Annotated in this window: 21 protein-coding genes, 1 other RNA gene and 2 pseudogenes; 16 read left to right on the top strand and 8 right to left on the bottom strand. The window is 38.8% G+C overall.

What is annotated here, in order from left to right; all coding sequences use genetic code 11:
• The first annotated feature begins 164 nt into the window (after positions 1 to 164).
• The 6 genes from B3P17_RS06985 to rnpB all read left to right on the top strand — a co-directional run bounded on the left by B3P17_RS06985 (position 165) and on the right by rnpB (position 4,915).
• Positions 165 to 896 carry a pyridoxine 5'-phosphate synthase gene (locus B3P17_RS06985; RefSeq protein WP_252638291.1) on the top strand — a complete coding sequence of 244 codons (732 nt, stop codon included), beginning with the start codon at positions 165 to 167 and terminating at the stop codon, positions 894 to 896.
• A gap of 2 nt (positions 897 to 898) precedes the next feature.
• The gene (locus B3P17_RS06980) at positions 899 to 1,762 is read left to right on the top strand and encodes an energy transducer TonB family protein (RefSeq protein WP_291104692.1); all 864 of its coding nucleotides are present in this window, start codon (positions 899 to 901) and stop codon (positions 1,760 to 1,762) included.
• Positions 1,763 to 1,768: 6 nt separating this feature from the next.
• Positions 1,769 to 2,311 (top strand): DJ-1 family glyoxalase III, encoded by a 543-nt coding sequence (locus B3P17_RS06975; RefSeq protein ID WP_252638293.1) that lies wholly within the window; start codon positions 1,769 to 1,771, stop codon positions 2,309 to 2,311.
• Positions 2,312 to 2,390: 79 nt separating this feature from the next.
• Positions 2,391 to 3,083 carry a DedA family protein gene (locus B3P17_RS06970; protein ID WP_135103443.1) on the top strand — a complete coding sequence of 231 codons (693 nt, stop codon included), beginning with the start codon at positions 2,391 to 2,393 and terminating at the stop codon, positions 3,081 to 3,083.
• A 97-nt stretch (positions 3,084 to 3,180) separates the two neighbouring features.
• Positions 3,181 to 4,509, top strand: coding sequence for an NAD(P)/FAD-dependent oxidoreductase (locus tag B3P17_RS06965; RefSeq protein WP_291104688.1), 1,329 nt, complete (start codon positions 3,181 to 3,183; stop codon positions 4,507 to 4,509).
• 47 nt (positions 4,510 to 4,556) lie between these two features.
• An RNA gene (rnpB, locus tag B3P17_RS06960) (RNase P RNA component class A) lies at positions 4,557 to 4,915 on the top strand.
• Between the two features lie 151 nt (positions 4,916 to 5,066).
• Here the strand turns inward: rnpB and B3P17_RS06955 are convergent.
• The 3 genes from B3P17_RS06955 to B3P17_RS06945 form a co-directional block, all read right to left on the bottom strand.
• Positions 5,067 to 6,389 (bottom strand): ABC transporter permease, encoded by a 1,323-nt coding sequence (locus B3P17_RS06955; protein ID WP_252638295.1) that lies wholly within the window; start codon positions 6,387 to 6,389, stop codon positions 5,067 to 5,069.
• Complete coding sequence (locus B3P17_RS06950) at positions 6,386 to 7,297, bottom strand: ABC transporter ATP-binding protein (RefSeq protein WP_252638296.1); 912 nt, start codon at positions 7,295 to 7,297, stop codon at positions 6,386 to 6,388. Before B3P17_RS06950 ends, B3P17_RS06955 begins: the two co-directional genes overlap by 4 nt.
• 82 nt (positions 7,298 to 7,379) lie before the next feature.
• Positions 7,380 to 9,059: a PNGase F N-terminal domain-containing protein gene (locus tag B3P17_RS06945; protein WP_252638297.1), complete on the bottom strand. Its 1,680-nt coding sequence runs from the start codon at positions 9,057 to 9,059 to the stop codon at positions 7,380 to 7,382.
• Positions 9,060 to 9,280: 221 nt separating this feature from the next.
• Here B3P17_RS06945 and miaB point away from each other — a divergent pair, with 221 nt between their 5' ends.
• The 8 genes from miaB to B3P17_RS06905 all read left to right on the top strand — a co-directional run bounded on the left by miaB (position 9,281) and on the right by B3P17_RS06905 (position 15,520).
• Positions 9,281 to 10,651: a tRNA (N6-isopentenyl adenosine(37)-C2)-methylthiotransferase MiaB gene (gene miaB / locus B3P17_RS06940; protein WP_252638298.1), complete on the top strand. Its 1,371-nt coding sequence runs from the start codon at positions 9,281 to 9,283 to the stop codon at positions 10,649 to 10,651.
• A 219-nt stretch (positions 10,652 to 10,870) separates the two neighbouring features.
• Entirely contained in the window at positions 10,871 to 11,074 is a 204-nt protein-coding gene (locus tag B3P17_RS06935; protein ID WP_006844524.1) for a hypothetical protein, read from the top strand.
• Complete coding sequence (locus tag B3P17_RS06930; protein WP_135103434.1) at positions 11,064 to 11,444, top strand: phage holin family protein; 381 nt, start codon at positions 11,064 to 11,066, stop codon at positions 11,442 to 11,444. The genes B3P17_RS06935 and B3P17_RS06930 overlap by 11 nt, the downstream gene beginning before the upstream one ends.
• Positions 11,431 to 11,799: a hypothetical protein gene (locus B3P17_RS06925; RefSeq protein WP_252638299.1), complete on the top strand. Its 369-nt coding sequence runs from the start codon at positions 11,431 to 11,433 to the stop codon at positions 11,797 to 11,799. Before B3P17_RS06930 ends, B3P17_RS06925 begins: the two co-directional genes overlap by 14 nt.
• A 109-nt stretch (positions 11,800 to 11,908) precedes the next feature.
• Positions 11,909 to 13,060, top strand: a complete 1,152-nt coding sequence (locus tag B3P17_RS06920; protein ID WP_252638300.1) for a DUF362 domain-containing protein — start codon at positions 11,909 to 11,911, stop codon at positions 13,058 to 13,060.
• Complete coding sequence (locus B3P17_RS06915) at positions 13,061 to 13,813, top strand: DUF6599 family protein (RefSeq protein WP_252638301.1); 753 nt, start codon at positions 13,061 to 13,063, stop codon at positions 13,811 to 13,813. It abuts the gene before it with no gap.
• 124 nt (positions 13,814 to 13,937) lie between these two features.
• Positions 13,938 to 14,915: an aminodeoxychorismate synthase component I gene (locus B3P17_RS06910; protein WP_252638302.1), complete on the top strand. Its 978-nt coding sequence runs from the start codon at positions 13,938 to 13,940 to the stop codon at positions 14,913 to 14,915.
• A complete protein-coding gene (locus B3P17_RS06905; protein WP_252638303.1) occupies positions 14,912 to 15,520 on the top strand; it encodes an aminotransferase class IV in 609 nt (202 codons plus the stop codon). The genes B3P17_RS06910 and B3P17_RS06905 overlap by 4 nt, the downstream gene beginning before the upstream one ends.
• 1 nt (position 15,521) lies before the next feature.
• On the opposite strand, the gene B3P17_RS06900 is transcribed toward B3P17_RS06905, so the two are convergent.
• From B3P17_RS06900 to B3P17_RS06890, 3 genes and pseudogenes are all read right to left on the bottom strand, one after another.
• Positions 15,522 to 15,797, bottom strand: a complete 276-nt coding sequence (locus tag B3P17_RS06900) for a DUF4884 domain-containing protein (protein ID WP_252638304.1) — start codon at positions 15,795 to 15,797, stop codon at positions 15,522 to 15,524.
• 44 nt (positions 15,798 to 15,841) lie between these two features.
• Positions 15,842 to 16,954, bottom strand: a pseudogene (locus B3P17_RS06895) (THUMP domain-containing class I SAM-dependent RNA methyltransferase); the annotation flags it as partial.
• A gap of 24 nt (positions 16,955 to 16,978) precedes the next feature.
• Complete coding sequence (locus tag B3P17_RS06890; protein WP_291104673.1) at positions 16,979 to 18,445, bottom strand: glycoside hydrolase family 10 protein; 1,467 nt, start codon at positions 18,443 to 18,445, stop codon at positions 16,979 to 16,981.
• A gap of 174 nt (positions 18,446 to 18,619) precedes the next feature.
• On the opposite strand from B3P17_RS06890, the gene B3P17_RS06885 reads away from it, so the two are divergent.
• Together B3P17_RS06885 and B3P17_RS06880 are read left to right on the top strand one after the other, a co-directional pair.
• Positions 18,620 to 19,861, top strand: a complete 1,242-nt coding sequence (locus B3P17_RS06885; protein ID WP_252638307.1) for a metallophosphoesterase family protein — start codon at positions 18,620 to 18,622, stop codon at positions 19,859 to 19,861.
• A gap of 2 nt (positions 19,862 to 19,863) precedes the next feature.
• Positions 19,864 to 20,463 (top strand): ribonuclease HII, encoded by a 600-nt coding sequence (locus B3P17_RS06880; protein WP_252638308.1) that lies wholly within the window; start codon positions 19,864 to 19,866, stop codon positions 20,461 to 20,463.
• Between the two features lie 3 nt (positions 20,464 to 20,466).
• Here B3P17_RS06880 and B3P17_RS06875 read toward each other — a convergent pair whose 3' ends face one another.
• Positions 20,467 to 20,967, bottom strand: a complete 501-nt coding sequence (locus B3P17_RS06875; RefSeq protein ID WP_289781695.1) for a gliding motility lipoprotein GldH — start codon at positions 20,965 to 20,967, stop codon at positions 20,467 to 20,469.
• A pseudogene (locus B3P17_RS06870) lies at positions 20,933 to 21,500 on the bottom strand (hypothetical protein); the annotation flags it as partial. The pseudogene B3P17_RS06870 and the gene B3P17_RS06875, both read right to left, overlap by 35 nt.

The following is a 21,500-nucleotide window of genomic DNA, read 5'->3' as shown; positions in this document are numbered from 1 at the left end:
ATGATTTTCTAAGCTGTTAATAAAACGGAACTGATACGCACATTCTCATCAAATCATATTACATTTGTAGTTTGATATCGTTCCACAAAGGTGCTAAAAAAGTTTTATCTATTAACATCTATCTCTGGCAATTTGTGAAGAACGGCGGTTTTTAATGGTTTGACATGACAAAGTTAAGTGTAAATATTAATAAGATTGCAACGCTACGCAATGCTCGAGGAGGTAATGTTCCTGATGTTGTACAAGTTGCTATCGATTGCGAAAGATTTGGTGCAGAAGGTATAACAGTTCATCCTCGTCCTGACGAAAGACATATTCGATTCAAAGACGTGTATGACTTAAAGGCAAAGATCAGAACTGAATTTAATATCGAAGGTTATCCTTCACAAAAGTTCATAGACCTTGTTACAACGATACGTCCCACACAAGTAACACTTGTTCCGGACAAGCCCGATGCGATTACATCCAATGCAGGTTGGGACACTGTTGAACATCAACAATTCCTATCCGATTTGGTTGATACATTCAGGGCTGTAGGTGTACGCACATCTATCTTTGTTGGCACAGAGCTCGAAATAATAGAGGCCGCAGCAAAAACGGGAACAGACAGAATTGAGCTATATACAGAGCCTTATGCCTCCAATTATGTCAAAAACAGAGAAGCTGCCATAGAGCCTTTTGTAGTTGCGGCCAAATTAGCGAAGAAACTTGGACTAGGATTAAATGCAGGTCATGACCTCAGTCTCGAAAATTTGAATTATCTATATGAAAATATACCCACAATAGATGAAGTCTCTATCGGGCATGCCCTTATCAGCGACGCATTGTATTTGGGTCTTGAAAATACAATAAAGGCATACAAGGATTGCCTGAAACCAAAAACTGAAGTAGACTAAAAATGGAAGCTCAGAAGGATAAAATAATAGGTCTAGGTGCAACAATCGGATTTCACTTGCTAATTATCTTAGCTCTTATTTTTTATACCCTCGATTTGACACCAATGGCAAGGACTGCCGAAGATTTGGGAGGAGTTCCTGTTATTTTTGGCAACGTACCCGATGCATTTGGAGACGATGAGCCCTTTGGTAGAGGCAATGGAGACGTTGGTACTGAAGAAGCCACTTCACCCAATGTGGTTGAAGATCCGATCCCGATGGTAGAGAATACTGCAACCAAAACAAAACCGGCAGTATCGAACACAAAGGAAGCTCCCGTTACTCAAAATCTGGAAGAAACAGTAGCTATAAAAGAAGCTAAGAAAAAAGCGGAAGAAAAGAAACAGCAAGAAGCAGACGAAAGGCGGAAGAAAGCTGAAGCTGACCGTGTAGCACAACAAGAAGCGGCCAAGAAAGGACAGATCAACAACCAAATGGCGGGACTGTTTGGCAATGGAACAGGCAGCGGCAGCAGAGGCAATACTGAAGGAACAGGCACACAAGGTGTACCAACAGGAAATGCCAGCTATGGCAAAACGTCAGGAGTTGGCGGCTGGGGATCGTTCGATCTTGGTGGACGCAGCCTTGGCAGCGGCGGGCTGATCAAACCGAACTATTCGGTAGACGATTACGGTACTGTCGTTGTCGATATATTGGTAAATGCTAAAGGTGATGTAGTAGAAGCTACAATCGGAAAAGGCACAAATACACCAAATACAAACCTGCGGAACGAAGCTCTAAGAGCCGCAAAAAGGACAAAATTCAACACAGTGTCATCCGTCACCAATCAAAAAGGAACAATCACATATAAGTTTAATTTAAATTAAATGGATATGAAAACTATATTTTTATTTCTGACCACAGGATTTGAAGAGATTGAAGCTCTTGGCACAGTCGATGTTCTTCGCCGTGGAGGTTTGGATGTGAAAACCGTTTCGTTGACTGACAGCAAACAAGTGGTTGCCAGTCATCAAATACCTGTAATAGCCGACCTGATGTTCGACGAGGTTGACTTCTCTAAAGCAGAAATGCTTGTTTTACCGGGAGGCACAACAAAGTTCAACGAACACGAAGGCTTGAAAAAAGAACTACTCGCTTTTGCCAACAAAGGTGAAAAGGTTGCTGCAATCTGCGCTTCACCAATGGTCTTAGGAGGCTTAGGTCTTTTGGAAGGGAAGAAGGCAACAGCCTACCCCGGATTTGAACAATACCTGAAAGGAGCTACATTGCAAACAGAAAAAGCTGTTGTAATAGACGGAAATATAACTACCGGAAGAGGTCCCGGACTGACTATCGATTTTGCGCTAAGCCTTGTTGAACAATTGGCAGGGAAGGCAAAGAGAGATGAAGTCGCAGCCGGCTTGTTGGTTAAGTGAAAAATTTAATGGGAAATGATGAGGTGCGAATCTCATCATTTCTCGTATTACCATAAAAATTAAGTAACACAACATTAAAATGGAATTCTTACACGAAGTTTGGAACTTCTTTCTTAACCTGTTAAGAGATACAGGCGGAACATTAGACATGCTGGTAACTGAATATGGCTTATGGGTATATGCCATTTTGTTTTTGATCATTTTCTGCGAAACAGGTTTGGTTGTAACACCATTTTTACCGGGTGACTCTTTATTATTTCTAGCAGGGGCTATCGCCGTACGTCCCGATAATCCGCTACATATCTATTACCTTGTCGGTATACTGATTGTAGCTGCCGTTATAGGAGATGCAGTAAATTATTCGATAGGCCGTCTCTTTGGAGAAAAGCTCTTTAGCAATCCCAAATCGAAGATATTCAAGCAAGAATATCTTGAAAAAACAAACAAGTTTTACGAAAAACATGGAGGCAAAACCATCATCCTTGCCCGCTTTGTACCTATTGTTCGCACCTTCGCTCCTTTTGTAGCAGGTATGGGCAAAATGAGCTATAAACATTTCTTCTCCTACAATGTTATAGGAGGTATAGCATGGGTGGTTATCTTTTGTGCTTTAGGTGCTATTATAGGAAGTAACGAATGGGTAGAAAAAAATCTCGACAAGGTAGTCATTATTATTGTTGTGGTATCTATTCTTCCGGGTGTTTACGAAGTAGCTAAGGCTAAGTGGGAATCAAAAAAGGAAGCGAAAGCTAAAGCCAAAATAGGAAATTAAGAAAGATAATTAAATTTATCTTTATATATAAATAAAACCACCTTACTGATCAACTCTTATCAGTAAGATGGTTTTTTAATTTAAATATGTCTATAATATGATTATAAAAGCAAACTTGCCCGACTCCGGGAAGAAGAAACGATTGGTAATTATCGGAGGAGGGTTTGCCGGACTCGAACTTGCAAAAAGAGCGGATAAGAATCATTATCAGGTAGTACTGATAGACAAGAACAATTACTATCAGTTTCAACCCTTATTCTATCAGGTAGCTATCGGGGGATTAGAACCGAGTTCGATATCTTATCCATACAGAAAGAACTTTCAGAAAAACAAAGACTTTCATTTCAGAATGTGTGAGGCTTTAAGCGTAAATACATCTGACAAAAAGATTGAAACAAATATCGGTATCATTACATACGACCTTTTAGTTATCGCCACAGGATGCGATACAAATTATTTTGGGAATACAGATCTAATAGAAAATACATTCTCACTAAAATCTGTATCCGAATCACTCTTGATGAGAAACAGGATACTACTAAGCTTCGAGGAATCTTTGATCACAACAGACGAAGAAAAACGAAAAGAATTGTTGACTTTTGTTATCGTCGGAGGAGGAGCAACAGGTGTTGAATTAGCCGGAGCATTAGCCGACATGAGAAGAACGGTTTTGCCGAGAGACTACCCGGAGATAGATTTTACTAAAATGGAAATCCACTTAGTGAATGCAGGTTCCCGTCTACTGGCAGGTATGTCGGAACAAGCATCCGAAACGGCATTAAAAACATTGCTAGACAGAGGTGTTATCGTTTATCAGGAGAAATCGGTAAAATCGGTAGAAAGTCCTTATGTGAATATTGCTGACGGCACGCAAATACGCTCCCGTAATGTATTTTGGGTGGCAGGGGTTAAGCCAAATAGCTTAGCAGGTCTTGACGAAACGGCATATAACCGGGGACGTTTGGTTGTAAACGAATACAATCAGGTAAATGGCTATAAAGATATTTTCTCAATTGGCGATACTTCTTTACAAGCATCCGAAAGTTATCCGGTCGGTCATCCTCAGGTAGCTCAAGTCGCGCTACAAATGGCAAAACAACTAGCCAAGAATATCAATAAGGGAGAATCGGACAATTGGGATAGATTTGTATATGTAGACAAAGGCTCATTGGCTACCATTGGGCGTAATGCTGCTGTTGCCGACCTCGGGAAACTCCGCTTTGGAGGCTGGGTTGCCTGGTGGTTGTGGTTGCTGGTACATATCCTTTCTATTGTGGGAATGAGAAATAAGGTTTCTGTATTCATCGACTGGGTATGGAGTTACCTGAATTATGATGTTTCGCTACGTCTACTAATTCGTCCTAAGTTCAACGACATGTATAAGGATAAGAGAACTAAACAAAGCAACGAACAAATCCAAACTTAATGCAGTAAGATATATTCCAAGAAAATGAACTATCTTTGCATCAAATTGCAGTAGGTCGGTTTGCCGCTGGCTGCCGCAAGGCAGAAAGAGGAAAGTCCGGGCAACACAGAGCATCGTATTTCTTAATGGGAAGCTGTTCGTGAGGGCAGAGTTAAGGTAACAGAGAACAACCGCCCCTATCAGGGGTAAGGGTGAAAAGGTGAGGTAAGAGCTCACCGGTCTGTATAGCAATATACAGAGCCGTACCACTTGCGAGTTGTAAGACCATGTATACCGGCGCATGTAGGGCTGCTCGTCCGATGCCGGGGGGTAGGTCGCTAGAGCCTGTTGGCGACATCAGGCGTAGATAAATGGCAAGCACTCTTCTTGAAGAGTACAGAACCCGGCTTATAGACTTACTGTATTTTTATTTTATTCTAAGTAAAGGGCGATTCTTGTCCGGCTTTCGCTTCATTATATCTTGGGAAAAACAGCTTAAGGAAAGTATTAGCAATAATAAAAAAAACAATCCTGCCAAAATAAATATGACAGGATTGCTTCACTAAACTTATCTTAAATTACTTATATCTCAACCATTTAAACATTTCGGCAAAGGTTACTTTCTTACCATACATCAGAATACCGACACGATAGACCTTTGCAGCCAACTTAACCATCAATATGGCGGTTACATACAACACAACAACTGACACGACCAACTCCCATATAGATATTTCGAACGGAGCACGTACCATCATCACGACAGGCGCGGTAAATGGTATGATCGAACACCAAAAGGCCATCGCGCCTTCAGGATTCTGAGATGCTGCAATACCTGTATAAAAGGCTAATAATAATATAATAGTCAATGGCATCATCAGCTGCTGAGCCTCTTGCGAATCGTTAGCAGCAGACCCAAACATGGCATACAAAGAGGAGAAAAGAAGATATCCTCCCACAAAATATAATATAAGGCAGATTCCTACTTGCAGCCAGTTGACACCCAATATACTATTAACAGCAGAAGTCATCTCCGAGTTATTCTGTGCCATTGCACTTATTGCCTGTTGGGCCTCCATTGTAGCAGAGGAGTCTACACTTGTCCCGAGGAATATTTGCATAGCAACAAGTGCACCGCCTCCTATAACAAGCCAAATAACCAATTGTAGCAAGCCAACCAATCCTACTCCAACTATTTTACCCATCATCAGATCTAAAGGTCTAACGGATGAAATAATCACTTCAATGATGCGGTTTGTTTTCTCTTCTACAACACTTTGCACCACCATTTGCCCATACATCATTATAAAGAAGAACATACACAATGTAAGTCCCATTCCTACAAAAGATGCCGCCTGACCAAGAGTTTCGGTTTTCTGTCCGGCTTCGTCGAGACGGATAGTGGAAACATTAATATGATCTTTCGATTTCAATATTTGTTGCAGATCGGCAACAAGTTGTGGTTCGATATTACTTCTTTGGGTAAAATCATCTATCTTTTTATTTCTAACAGCATCCGTAAGTATGTTGTTGATATAAACAGTCAACTCACGAGGAGGCTGTTGCTTTTCGGAATAGAAAGTTGCTGCATTCGGATTTACACTCAGGTCTTCCGATATCTCTAATATGGCTGTCCGCTTATCGCTCGGCTTACTATCGCTATCCGATAATTTCACAAACTCATAGTTCTTAGAAGACTGAAACAAACTAAAGTAAGAACCTGTATGATCGATTACATACACTTTGTTTATATCATCATTGCTACTCAACATCATCAGCAATGCAGGGATAGTAGACACTCCCAAGAATAAGAATGGGGTTAGCAACGTTGTCAAGATAAACGCTTTGGTTTTTACCCTCGAGGTAAATTCCCTATGTATAATTAGCTTTAATCCTCTCATTGTTTTGTCTCTGATACGATTTGTATAAAAATATCATTCATCGAAGGCAATACTTCTTCAAAAGTCACCACTTCATAGCGTTTGGCTATCTCTTGTATCAACTCTGAGTTGGAAGCCTCATCATTACGCTGAATGAGTAATTCCGTAATATTACTGTCCGTTGATTGCGATAATATCGAAAAGTGAGAAGATTCCAAATCAAAAGTTTCACCCACAACCTGAAGTTTGAAAATATGCTTTCTATATCTTGCTCGTATTTCCTTCACATTTCCATTCAATACAACTCTAGACTTATTTATCAGAGATATTTCGTCACACAATTCCTCTACCGATTCCATATTATGAGTCGATAGAATTATTGTTTTGCCCTTTGCTTTCAGATCCAACAGCTCTTTCTTCAACAATTCTGTATTCACAGGATCGAATCCGCTGAAAGGCTCATCAAGAATATACAAATCGGGTTCATGTATGACAGTAGCAATAAATTGTATCTTTTGCTGCATACCTTTCGACAGTTCCTCCACTTTCTTTCCTTGCCAAGATAGTATATCAAACTTCTTTAGCCAATATTGAGTTTTTTGTACTGCGTCTTCTTTCGAGAGGCCTCTCAATTGTGCCAGAAAAATAATATGCTCTCCAACTTTCATTTTCTTGTACAAGCCTCTTTCTTCGGGAAGATAACCGATATTGAAAACATCATCGGCTACCGACACCCTTCCATTTATAAAGACTTGTCCTTCATCGGGGGCAGTTATCCTATTTATTATGCGGATAAGGGAAGATTTGCCTGCGCCATTAGGTCCTAGCAATCCATAGATGCAACCCTTTGGCACTTGTATGCTTACGCCATCGAGAGCCCTATGACTACCATATTGTTTCACCACATCGTGTGCTTCGAGATAATACATATTTTATAGTATGGTTTATATTCTTTTTATATTAGTCGCACCAAAAACATAAAAGTCACAGAGCTCCGGAAATATTATAGTCTTATTTCTTATCACCCACTAATACTCCAGAGATACACCAATAACTCAGAGCACTACCTTCGGGATCTCCCACAGGTATAGCCACCTTCAGTTGGTGTTCACCGGCCTTCACATCCCCAATGTGTATAAACACAGGATAACTCACTGTACCCGGACACCAACCCGAACGGCTCAGGTCGGATGACGATAAGCCATTTGCGAAATTACCCGAAGCCGGGTTCAACTCTCTATAACTACCGCAATCTTCGCGCCAAGGGGTGTAAGCGATCAGGCGAGAGCCATTCATAAATATCTCATTAAGCTTCGGATTAAATTCGTCTCCTCCACCCCAGCCGCCATGGCCTGTAGATATATAACGAATATAAGCATCTTTGAGATCCACATCTGTTTTGAAGTTCACAGTCAGAGAATCGTTACGGAACAATCCGTCAGGATAAGCCTGTCCAGCCATCTCCATTATATTTGTAGTTGTAAACAGAGGATATACTTCTTTCTCTGCCCGCTTTTCGTTTGGATAATACTTAATCTTCAAAGAAACATTATGTCCGTTTTTTGCATAATTTCCGATCCATGCACCTACCCACACTTCATTTTTCAGATACTTGGCATAGTCTGTAATTTCTTGTTTAAACACTACAGAATCGGGCCAGTTATATTCAGCTACCTCAATATGGTTATATCCTTTTACTCCGAATGAAGTATAAAAACGCATCAACTCGAGAGGCGGCAAATAATCCTCTGTAGCAACCATTCCCTCATACGATTTCCCATGTTTATCAGTATACTGAGGTAATGCCTCTCTTCCTTTTAGCAATCCATCCATAAATGATTGCTTCTTATCGGTAGGCACGATAAAGACGCTACCCGTACGGTCATAAGCGTCCCCTTCAGAGTGTTGAGCTAGCTCAGCAAAAATAGAATAGCTAGTATTATCGGCAGGAAGTTTTACTTTTTTCAAGACGATAGAACCATTGGCAAATTGCATTATTTCTGTATCGTTCAACTGCTCCGGCTTAGGAATATCCCTAAAGTATATACTCTGATTATTAAATACGTCGGCTACAATAACCTGGCTTTGCTGTATACGGTAATTATAGGCAGGGGCAGTCAACTTATCACCTTTAAGAACAGGTTTTACATTCACAATCTCTTTTAGCAAATCAATCTTTATTGCTTTTTCTTCGTATTGTCCGTTTCTTAGTACTTTGAGTACTACCCCATCCGGCAAACCAACACCGGGTTGCATAGATCCTTTGACTCCTAATTGAGTTGTATACCATATTTCTATCGTATTAGAATTAATAACTGTTTTCGCCTTTTTGCAGAGGTAGCCGGCAATAGTTTCTGTTTCGGGTAAAAATTCCAGTTTATCATTTAATATAAATGATCGCGTTGTATAAAACTCATCACCATTTGCCAATTTTGCGGTTTTTGTTTCTTCATTTGTTGCATAATCAAGATAGGTGTATTGTAACGGAGTACCCTCTTGCACTTCGGCATATTTACGACTTATTAGAACATCAGTTCCGCATATCTCTACGATGGTATTTGATCCTTCGTAGGCTTTACCATTCATACTTGTCTGGTAGGTGATACGCACTGTTTTAAAATCTTTCTTAGGTTGAGCATTCATTACAAATGCGAGAAGTAATAATTGGAATAAAAATAGGTTCCTTTTCATAAAATATATTTTAGATAAAAGAGTTTTTAGGTCAACGGACAAAGATAAAGATAATCGCGGATTGATTAAAAAACATTCAAATATTTAACGACCATTCTTTAGACATTCCCTTAAAAAGCACAAAACAAATAAACAATTCCATTTTTCTTCGTATTTTTGCCAGCCAAAGATGCTTTGAGACTAAATCATCGAAGCTTAATTACATACTAAAATATATTTCTATGAACAACGAGAAAGGACTGGACTTTAAATCCACGATTTCAACCGAAGACAAAAAACTGTTCATCGAAACCTACGGCTGTCAAATGAATGTAGCAGACAGCGAGGTTGTTGCATCCGTAATGCAAATGGATGGTTATACCATGACAGATAAGCTGGAAGAAGCCGATGCTGTTTTTGTAAATACATGCTCGATACGTGACAACGCCGAGCAAAGAGTTATTCAACGTCTCGACTATTTCAACGCCCTCAAGAGAAAGAAGAAGCCAAATATGATTATTGGTGTTCTGGGTTGTATGGCCGAACGAGTAAAAGAAGAGCTACACGACAAGCATCATGTAGATGTTGTAGTAGGCCCCGATGCCTACCTCGACCTGCCTAATCTGGTAGGAGCTGCCGAAAATGGCAACAAAGCAATCAATGTTCAACTATCCAAAACCGAAACGTATAAAGACGTAATCCCTCTACGCATCGGAGGAAACCACATTTCGGGCTTTATATCCATCATGCGAGGATGTGATAAGGTGTGTTCTTATTGTATAGTGCCTTATACAAGAGGTCGTGAACGAAGCCGTTCGCCACAGAGTATCCTTAACGAATTGGAAAATCTGCGAGACAAAGGATTTAAAGAAGCCACATTGTTGGGACAGAATGTCAATTCATACCGCTTTACAAACGAAGACGGCAGCATTGTAGATTTCCCCGCACTATTGGAAATGACAGCGAAGGCTGCACCTAAAATGCGGATCCGATTTACGACTTCTTATCCGACAGATATGACAGATGAAACTCTGGAGGTAATCGCAAAATATGATAACCTGTGTAAGTTTATCCACCTACCTGTACAATCGGGAAGCAGCAAGATGTTAAACGTAATGAAGAGAAAATATGATAGAGAGTGGTATCTGAACCGTATTGAAGCGATTAAACGCATCATACCGGGATGCGGCATATCTACTGATATCATGTGCGGTTTTCACTCCGAAACGGAAGAAGATCAGCAAGAGACACTATCACTGATGCGTGAGGTATGTTTCGACTCGGCATTTATGTTCAAGTATTCGGAACGTCCGGGAACATACGCTTCAAAAAAATTAGAAGACGATATACCTGAAGATGTTAAAATAAAACGTTTACAGGAAATTATAGATTTGCAAAACGAATGCTCTCTTGAAAGCAACAAGCGAGATGTAGGCAAAGTATTTGAAGTACTTGTTGAAGGATTCTCTAAACGGTCGAGGGAACAGCTTTTCGGACGAACATCCCAAAACAAAGTTGTTATTTTTGACAAAGGAAACCATCGCATAGGAGACTTCGTGACCGTAAAAGTAACAGGGAATACTTCGGCTACACTATTCGGTGAAGCAATATAACAATCGGGCTAATAGTTATTTTTACTGAAAAATATTTTCGATATTTCAAAAAATAGCTATATTAGCTGTCCTTTTAGGGAAAGCAAGAAGATTATTAGCGGTTTAGCCCGTATTTTAGTGATCAATCCAATTTATAATAAAGTGTTGAGTTGATGAAATTTATTGATACTCTCACACGTTATTATATTAATGTAGAATTAATTTATAAAATAAATAATTATGAATAAAACAGGTTCGAACTTATTGTTCTTGGCTATAGGTGCTGCGCTAGGTGCAGCTGTTGGCTATGTTGCTGCTTCTGACAAAAAGGAAGAATGGCTGAAAGATATAAACAGCCTGGTAGACAAAGTAAAAGGAAATGTAAGAAACGCAGCCGGCAGAGGCAAACATAAACTGGAAGAATTAAGAGACGATGTTGAATAACTCCGAAGAAGAAAAAAGCTTAGGAATCTTAATTGAAGAAATTAAATTAGATTTATTAAGCTATATCAACAGACGTATCCGTTTGTTTAAACTGGATAGTTTTGAGAAGATAGGTTTATCTGCCTCCGGTCTGGGATATGGCTTAATAATAATAGCTATTGTAGCTGTTATTTTATTCTTCGGGCTTATTGGTATGGCTTTTTTTCTTGGAGAATTATTCAACAGCTTGGCTGTAGGCTTTGGAATCATGACTCTGTTTTCATTGTTTGTTTTATTGCTTGTAGTTCTTTTTCGGAAAAAGATACAACAATCGATATTACAGAATACTATAAGATTTATGCGTAAAATAGATACAAATGATGAAGAATAGATTGACACCATTAGAAGAACTGCGTCAAGAAAAAGAATTAGTAAGGCTTGAATGCAAGGAAGGTGAAGAACGTCTATCCGAACATTGGGCGTATCTATCAGACAATGCAGGTTCATTGATTTTTCAAAGTACAATAAACTCTGTACTGAGCGTATTTGGTTTTGGAGGATCATCCAAAAGTAAAAAGCGACAAGACGAAACCTCAACTTCAAGCAGTCTGCTTAGCGGATTAACCGCTTACTACCCTGTAATATGGGAAATTGTGCAGCCAATAATATGGCGGTTTGTAATAAAGAAACTCAAATCGATCTTCTCGGGAAAGAAAAAAAAGGAGAAGGATAAAGATAACGACTAAAATAAAAACAAGAAAGGAAATTCACCTTTCTTGTTTTTGTTTTTAGACTATTATTGGATATCAAATTATTTATTTACTTTTGATAATCAGTTAATTTAACCTTCGCACTATGGAAAGACGTAAATTCTTTAAGTCATTAGTTATTGGTGGTCTGGGTGCAACAGTTTCTCCGATTCTTAAAGCTGCCCCAACCCTCACCTCAACAGATGTAAAGCCTGAGACAAATATAAAAGATGCGTTATCTATCCCTAGAACCAGATCTTCTATGCCGGGTAAATATCCGGGTAAAGTAGTCAGAGTCAATCATAGTTTAGCTATTGTTGAAGGAAAGCCTTCTGAAGAAACCGTTTTTGAGATGCTGAAAGAATCGATGCTGAAACTTACGGGAGAAAGCGATCTCAACAAGGCTTGGCTACAATTTGTCGGCAAGGATGACGTAATAGGTCTAAAGGTTAATCCTGTAGCGGGAAAACTATTGACAACTTCGCATGCCGTTACACAAGCCGTAATAAAACAACTGGAAGAAGCAGGCATATCCCGTAGCAATATGGTAATATGGGACAGGCGCGAAATGCAACTGCATGAAACAGGCTATACAGAAGAAAATTATCCCGGCATAACCATCACCGGTACTGAGTGTGAAGATGCTTCGGGCAGTTACTACAATAGCGAAGGTAAACTATACAGCGAAGAGCGCATCGATAAAGTTCATTATTTCTATGCTGATGTAGAAGGCGAATATGACGCTTATACCATGCCTTTCATGGTAAATGGAGGAAAATATTCTTATTTTACGAAAATCTGCACTCAAAAGGTAACAAAAATCATCAATCTGCCTGTATTGAAAAACGCAGGATCATCAGTTACACTTTGTATGAAGAACCTTGCGTTTGGTTCTATTTCAAATACCGCAAGGCTCCACAAGGATTTGTGGCACGAAACTTCTGCCTATGTATGTGCCTTCCCGCCACTGCGAGACAAAGTTGTTTTGAATATTGTAGACGGGTTGATAGGTTGTTTCGAAGGAGGACCTGCAGCAAATCCTCAATTTATATGCAATTACAATACTATTCTGGTGGGAACCGACCCTGTTGCCGTTGACCGCATAGGACATGACATTGTGATAGCAAAAAGGATAGAAGAAGGTATTCAATCCGAAGATAAACCGGCTGCTCTCAAATTCATGCATCTGGCAGAGGAACTAAAGCTCGGAGTGGCAGATAAGAATAAAATAGACCTAACAGAAGTAAATCTAGCCTAGATGAAATATTTTTTCTTAACATTTTTATCATTGCTACCTCTATTGGGAGTAGGGCAAACGTTGTCGGATATCACGATCGAAAAGGAACGTACCTTTGTAGGGACAGGTCTATATGGTTTTATGAATGGAGGTTCCGACTTATATCTCGAATATGGATTCGAAAAACTAACAACGAGAGATATAAAATACAAGGAGGAGAAATATACAATAGATATTTATGAAATGTCGTCTCCCGAAAATGCTTTTGGGATATATTCCTTACATACATTCAAATGTATGAGAGCTGATACCCTTCGTTTTTTCAATTGCTTATCTGCGTACCAATATCAGGCAGCAATCGGCAATAAATATGTTTCAATCGTTTTTCAGTCCGGCTCGAACAAAGCTAAAAGGAATGCCGATGAGCTTCTGTATCTGTATGTGAATACACTCAACATGAAAAGAATATCTTTACCATTAGAAATGAGGAAAGAGATTCCTTATTCATCGTCTATAAAATACTTAAAAGGGAATCTGTCTATATCGAATGCTCAACCATCACTTTTGAAATGGATAGAAGGCATATCTTTCTCTGATATATGGCTCGCTTCGAAAAGCAATACAGCACTTATTTATCCGACTGATGATAAAAATATGGCGAAGCTAATAGAAAGAGTTCCAAAAGAAAATATACTAAAAATAGAAGATAAGTACGTTTATTTAAAATGTCCGAATAAAGAGGATAGCAACGACACAGGTGTATTCGGTTTTTAAAATCACAAAAACCACAAAACTTTATCTATATAGAAAGGGTTTATAATCTGGATATAGAGAAAGTGACAGATAAAAACAGCGTAAAAAGTGTTACTTTTGTTACTTTTTCATCAAAACCTGTTCTATGACAACGACAGATACAAATGAGATAAGACATAAAATGAATATATATGGCAGAGAAGGGAAGCCATTCTTCTTTGCTATTAATTTTGAACAAACAAAAGGTTTATTTATCGATAATCCTTTGCTGCAAACTGATGTTTTATTTCAATTCTGCGGAAAGGGCAATGCTACTGAGAAAGAGACAATAAAAAAAGTATCTTCATTCAATTACATTCCTATCCCCTATTCTGAGTATAAGGAAAAATTTGATATTGTACATAAAGGATTAAAAGAAGGATACTCTTATTTGACCAACCTCACAATAAAAACACCTGTTTCTTCTGATCTTACACTCGAAGAGGTTTTCTTTCAAAGTAAAGCTTCCTACAAAGTGCTATATCCGAGTAAGTTTGTATGTTTTTCGCCCGAACGGTTCGTCAAAATAGCGGGAAAGACAATCTCAACCAATCCCATGAAGGGAACTATAGATGCAAACATCCCTGACGCCGAACAGATAATACTGAATGACTATAAAGAAACAGCAGAACATAATACAATAGTGGACCTTCTCCGCAACGACCTCAGCATTATAGCTGATAATGTAAGGGTAAACAGATTCAGATATATCGATCGTATCAGGACAAACAAAAATGATATTTTACAGGTCAGCTCAGAGATAACAGGCATCTTGCGTGATGAGGATTATCTTAATTATGGGGATATTATCTTTGGAATGCTTCCTGCCGGTTCTATTTCGGGTGCACCGAAAGACGCGACAAGAAAAATTATACAAGAAGCCGAAAGTGAGCCACGGGGATATTATACAGGAGTATGCGGATATTATGATGGGTACGAATTGGATTCGGCTGTTATAATACGTTATATAGAAAATGACGATAACCAATATTATTTTCGAAGTGGAGGTGGTATAACAGCCTATAGCAATTGTGAAGAGGAATATAAAGAGGTTTTAGAAAAAATTTATCTACCAATTGTATGAAGCAGTCATTCTCTGAAGTAATAAAAATTTGTAATGGTAAGATTTTCAATCTTCCTGCACATATAGCAAGAATGAACTTTACGTTACAGTCTTTTTTCGGTTCTACGATTCCATTTAGTTTGAAGGATGAAGATATTCCTTTAGAATTCCGAGAAGGATTGGTTAAATGCCGTATTGTATACTCTCTCGAGAATCTGGAGATAGAATATTCTCATTATAAATTCAGAGAAATAAACAGTTTAAAGATCATTCATGATAACTCAATCGATTATTCTTTCAAGTATGCAGATAGAACAGCCTTTGAAAAATTGATGATGCAGAAAGAAAAGTGTGATGATATACTCGTTGTCAAAAATGGATTTGTGACCGATACGTCATTTACGAATGTAGTATTCGAAAGTGATAAAGGCTTATTTACTCCCTCTACATACCTGCTACCGGGGATAAAAAGACAAACCCTTTTAAAAGAAAGAGTTATTAAAGAAAAAGTAATTCGGATCGAGGATATTGAAGACTATAGAAAACTCTACTTAATAAACGCAATGATGGGTATTACAGATAATATCAGCATACCCATATCAAGGTTAAAGATAGATAGCCTGTAAATTACTTCAGAGTCAAATCTGCATCAATAACAGTTTGTACCCTATTCTTTGTAGAATCGGTATTTATAGCCGTAATATTACCTTTACAGTTTGTAAAATATACATAATTCCCCATGTCATAGAAACGATAGACTTTACAACCATCATGTTCGAACAGATATGACACCTCATACGTCTTATTATTCTGAGAAGGGGCTTCTACTAAGGGGCGACCAGAATAGCAAGATTGAAAACTAAACGCAAGTATCAAACCAAATAGACTTAGTAATGCTTTCATAATATTTCTATATTAAGTTAATCTTCTTTCTTCGGATACTTCTTTCCTGCAAATATATCATATTTACGGAACTCGCATTGTAAAGAGCCATTTACCAGTTGTATTTTCTTGGAAGGCTTCAATCCTATTTTGTCAAAACACTCTTTCTTATAGCTCAGTATCCATGCCGAATAGCCCATAAATACATGCTTCAACCGTTCGCCTATATTTTCATACAAGCCGAACAAATCTTCAGGCTTTATTCTTTCACCATAAGGAGGATTCGTGACCAGAACAGCATTTTCGGATGGAGCCTCTGTATAGTTCTCAAAAGGCATCACTTTCAGATCAATACATTTTTCCAATCCGGCATTCTTTACATTCTTCGCAGCAATAGCAATAGCCTCGGAGGAGATATCCGAACCATATATCTTATGTTTAAACTCCCGCTCACCTGAGTCATCGTTATAGATCGTTTCAAACAAGTCTGCATTGAAGTTTTTCCACTTCTCAAAAGCAAAATTCGGACGATAGATTCCCGGTGGCACATTCATGGCTATCATCGCAGCTTCTATCAGCAGAGTACCCGAACCACACATTGGATCTATAAAATCAGATTCTCCGCGCCAACCTGTTTTAAGTATCATTCCCGCAGCCAGTACCTCGTTCAAAGGAGCTTCAGTTTGAGCAACACGGTAGCCTCTCTTGTGTAAAGACTCTCCCGAACTATCGAACGAAAGGGTACACTTATCATGAGCTATATGAAAGTTAATTAACAAGTCGGGATTTTCTACATTTACCGAAGGACGTTTTTCCGTCCTCTGCATAAAATAGTCGGCAATAGCATCCTTTACGCGATATGCGACAAATTTGGAGTGTGTAAAGTAGTCCGAAAAGGTTATGGCGTCTATAGCAAAAGTACTATCCTCTGTAAGATGTTCAAACCAGTTCATGGCTTTTACCTTCTTGTATATATCATCAGTCGTCTTTGCTTTAAACTCATAGACAGGACGAAGTATACGAAGAGCAGTCCGGCACTGTATGTTAGCCTTATACATTAAAGCAAGGTCACCTTCGAAGGAAACCATGCGCTTGCCTATCTCGAGATTGTTTGCACCTAAGCCTATTAATTCTTCGGCCAACACATCTTCTAGTCCCGCCATTGTTTTGGCGATCATTTTAAACTCTCTTTTTATCATCCTTTATAATTTCAACTTCTTAGATTTTCCTTTCGACTCGTTATGGAAAGCATCTACAGCCGTTACAACATATTTATATTCTTTAGCTCCTCCTTCATAAGGGAGTACTATACTTTTCTGCCTTGTGATAGAAACAATATTCTGAGCATTCTCCAAGTTTTCCTTTTCTCCTTTTGCAAAACGATAAACAACATAATATTGAGCTGTCTCCGGATCATATTTATCAGACTTTGCATCCCATTGCAATGTATGAGTAGTTGCCGTAAAAGACTCTTTCATGTTACTCACCTTTTTGGGTTGTTTGTTGTACATGTGCGTATATGCAGGGATAAGAGCGGGATATTTGTGATAATTAGATTGCAAACGGCTAGCTATTCCCTTATAGTTGTCCAATAGTTCATAAGCAGGCCAGAAACAATTTCCATGCACTGTGGTAAAACTGCGAGACAAAAGCATTTTTTCCGCCAACTGATTGTCTCCCGAAGGCTGAGTTGTAGCATCCATTGTTCTCTTTATATCCTGACCAATATAGAGAGGTTGTCCGAAATTATTATTCGCCCACCATTCTATCAGTGTCTTATAGTCTGCAGCAGTATGTCCTATCTCCCAATATATTTGAGGCATATTATAATCTATCCAGCCATTTTTCACCCATAGCTTAACATCAGCATATAAATCGTCATAGTTTTGCAATCCACTGGTATTACTTCCCGAACCATCCGAAGTACTTCTCTTATTCCTATATATTCCAAAAGGGCTGATACCAAATCTCACCCATGGCTTTGTAGTCTGTATGGTATGCTTCACATCTTGTATCAACAGATTCACATTGTTGCGACGCCAGTCTGCTCGCTGATTCTGAGAGAAACCTTGCGGTCTACCATATGTATTGAAGCTGTTATCATCAGGGAAAGATTGCCCTGCAACAGGATAAGGGTAGAAATAATCGTCCATGTGAATAGCATCCACATCATAGCGCATGACTATATCCTTAACTACATCACAAATAAATTGTCGGTTGGCAGGAATACCCGGATCAAAATATATCTTGTTGTCATATTTCACAAAACGTTCAGGATGTTTATGATAAATATGATTTTTGGAAAACACATCGCTAGTTCCTGACGATACCCGGTAAGGATTCAACCAAGCGTGCAATTCCATATTTCGCTTATGACACTCATCTACAAGAAAGACCAAAGGATCGAAGCCTCCATCGGGAGCTTTTCCTTGTATCCCTGTAAGAAAAGCACTCCAAGGTTCAAGATCTGATTTGTAAAAAGCATCGGCATACGGACGAGCCTGAAATATAACAGCGTTGATGCCATCAGCCTGCATTTGATCTAATATATTTGTAAAGTATGCTTTCATCTGAGATGAATTCATAGTCTTATATCTCGATTGCCAAGCAGTACTCAACCATGCACCCCTAAACTCCCTTTTGGGATGGGATATATCGGAGAATTTCACACGTTGTTTCTGAGAACCGCAAGATGATANNATAAAATTATAGCAATTGTTAGTATAGAAAAAAGAAGGGCTTTGTTCTTGTACATTGTAACATTATTTAATTATGCATCTGCAAAAATAGGAATAATAACTAGAATAAATACTTTACTTTTGTCTATATCAAACGAAATTACAGTGAAATATCTATTATTTTATGTGCTTCTTTTTATTTCATCCTGTTCTATTGCCAAGGAGCCGTTAAGAATCGGAGTAATTACAGATACCCACTATCTGTCGGAACAATTGATGGATGAAGGGCAAGCTTTAAATGATTATATTGCTTCCAGTGGTAAGAATATCAAGTATGTACCACAGGTTCTGGATCAGGTGCTAAATGAGTATCTTAACAGTGATATACAAATACTACTTATTTGCGGCGATATTACCAAAGACGGAGAAAAGTTAAGCCATCTTGACTTCCTAAAAAAGCTAAAACCCCTACAAGATAAGGGAGTCAAAATATATGTTATCCCCGGCAACCATGATGTTAATATGCCAAATGCCTCGGAATATAAGGGAGACAAAAAGTTACCTGTAGCAAACATTTCTCCCGATGACTTTGCGTCGATCTACAAAGACTGTGGCTATAGTAATGCGCTGACAAGAGATGATAATTCATTAAGTTATGTAGCTTCTCTCGATGATCAAACATGGTTTATCGCGATAGACGCAGCCAGATATAAAGAGTATACAACCAACAGCATAACAGCCGGAAAAATCTCTCCCTATACAGAAAAATGGATACTTGAGATTTTAAGAGAAGCCAAACAAAAGAATAAGCAAGTGATAGGTATGATGCACTGGGGCTTTGCAGAGCATATCATGTATCAGTCTTCATTCTTCAAAGACTACCTCGTAGAGGATTACCTAAGATTAGCAAACCTGTTTGCAGACAATGGTGTAAAAGCTATCTTCACCGGGCACTTTCACTCGAATGACATCACAGCCTTTACTTCCGACAAAGGCAATGTGATATATGATATAGAAACCGGGACTTTATCAGCCTATCCATTCTCTTATCGTTTTGTGGAACTGGATGCTAACGGCATGAAGATAAAGACTGAAAATGTAACATCAATCCCCGGCAACTCCAATCTGGCTGAAGAGGATAAACAGCGAATGCTTAAATTATCTACAGCCCTTGCCAAAGGTAAGATCAACAAACTAGGATATAATCTTTCGGAAGAAACATACGGTCTCTTTGCTGATATAATAGGACAAATATTTATCAAACATGCTTATGGAGACGAAAAGGTTGACAAATCCTTAAAAGAGTATCTTGAAAAACTATCTGAAGCAACGGATATCCCTATGAATACAAACGAGATAGTGTTGGATTTTCCTCCTGAAGACAATAACCTGTATATTAAGTTTTAGAAATGTTAGAACTATCATTATACCCTGACCTAGTAGAAGCAGGATGTGACGAAGCCGGAAGAGGCTGTCTGGCGGGAGCTGTATTTGCAGCGGCTGTTATATTACCCAAAGGCTTTATCTGTGAAAAGCTGAACGACTCAAAACAGCTGACCGAAAAAGAAAGGTATGCACTACGTCCTCTTATAGAAGAGCAAGCTCTGGCTTGGGCTATAGGCATTGTAGATCAGAAAGAAATAGATGAGATCAACATACTGAATGCTTCGTTTCTTGCCATGCAACGAGCTGTGGCAAGCCTAAAGACACGTCCGCAACATTTATTAATTGACGGTAATCGCTTCCGCAAATACGAAGATATACCACATACGTGTGTTGTAAAAGGAGATGGCAAGCTATTGCCTATTGCTGCGGCATCGGTATTAGCTAAAACATACAGAGACGACTACATGCTCAATTTACATAGAGAGCATCCGCTATATGATTGGGATCACAACAAAGGCTATCCGACAAAAAAGCATCGTGAGGCAATAGTCAAATATGGTGTCACACCTTATCACAGGCTAACATTCAATTTAACCGACAAGCAGTTGAAGTTAGACTTCTGATTATTAAGGCTTAGATATCTTAATGCCTACTTTCTCAATACCATTCAAGGTCTGATCTCGCATGCCGTGTTCTATTTTGATGCGGTAGTTTCGTTTTTCCTTAAAGGAGATCTCTCCGAATGGAAGAGAAGATTGATACAATGTGCCAAACCCTGATCCCTGCCATTTTCCAAGTTTATCAGCCAATAAGAATTCTTTAGAAGTATCAACGAATACAGAGTCAGCATCAATATTTGACTGAACAAAAAACCAGATATTCTGATAACGATAACTCACGCTATTGGTAACCTCTATTGTAAGATTATAAGGTCTATTCAGTTCGAAAAGCGTAGAATCTATATCAAACACAAGCGTATCGTTTTGTGCCCATGCCTCATCCTTTAGTTCATGAAAATGATAGTATATCTCCTGCTTGTCACAGGAGATATTTATAAGTGTTAGCAACATAACACATAGCGCAAAAAAAACTTTATGCTTCAGGCTTCTTCTGTTCCGAGTTTCCATTGCGGTTCGATCTGTTTCTGTTGTGTCTGTTTTTATTTTTATTCCGATTCGGGTTTGGATTCGAATTGGGATTCGGATTGGGGTTACCCTGAGAATTGGCTTCAGCTTGTTGTTGCGACCTATTATTATTTCCTCCCTGAACTTTATTTATTTGAGGCTTACTATTCGACTGACTATTAGCTTGCTGCGTATTTACCGGTCTAGGATTTTCCCCTTTATTGTTTTTTACAAACTTCTTTTTCTTATTATTGCGGTTATTGCCATTGCCATTATCATCAAAGCGATTGATATTTTCTTGCAATATATCATGTGAAGTCGGTTTCTCGGTTTGCTCTTGAGACTCCATAGCCAGATGCAGAGGTCTGTCTCCTCGCTTATTCATCCTTATCACATCAAAAACCCTGTCTTTAGGTAAAGAGATAAGGTTCGCCGCAAAATTCTTATCTGTGGAATAGGTCATTGTCCCCGAAAGTATGTCCGTCTTGAAATGATAATAAGACGAATCTTTTGTCTCAAGAATCACTTCGCGGGAT

It is taken from the genome of Dysgonomonas sp. UBA7630 (genome assembly GCF_002483985.1).
Classification (GTDB): Bacteria; Bacteroidota; Bacteroidia; order Bacteroidales; family Dysgonomonadaceae; genus Dysgonomonas.
This window is presented reverse-complemented; position numbering and strand designations above follow the sequence as displayed.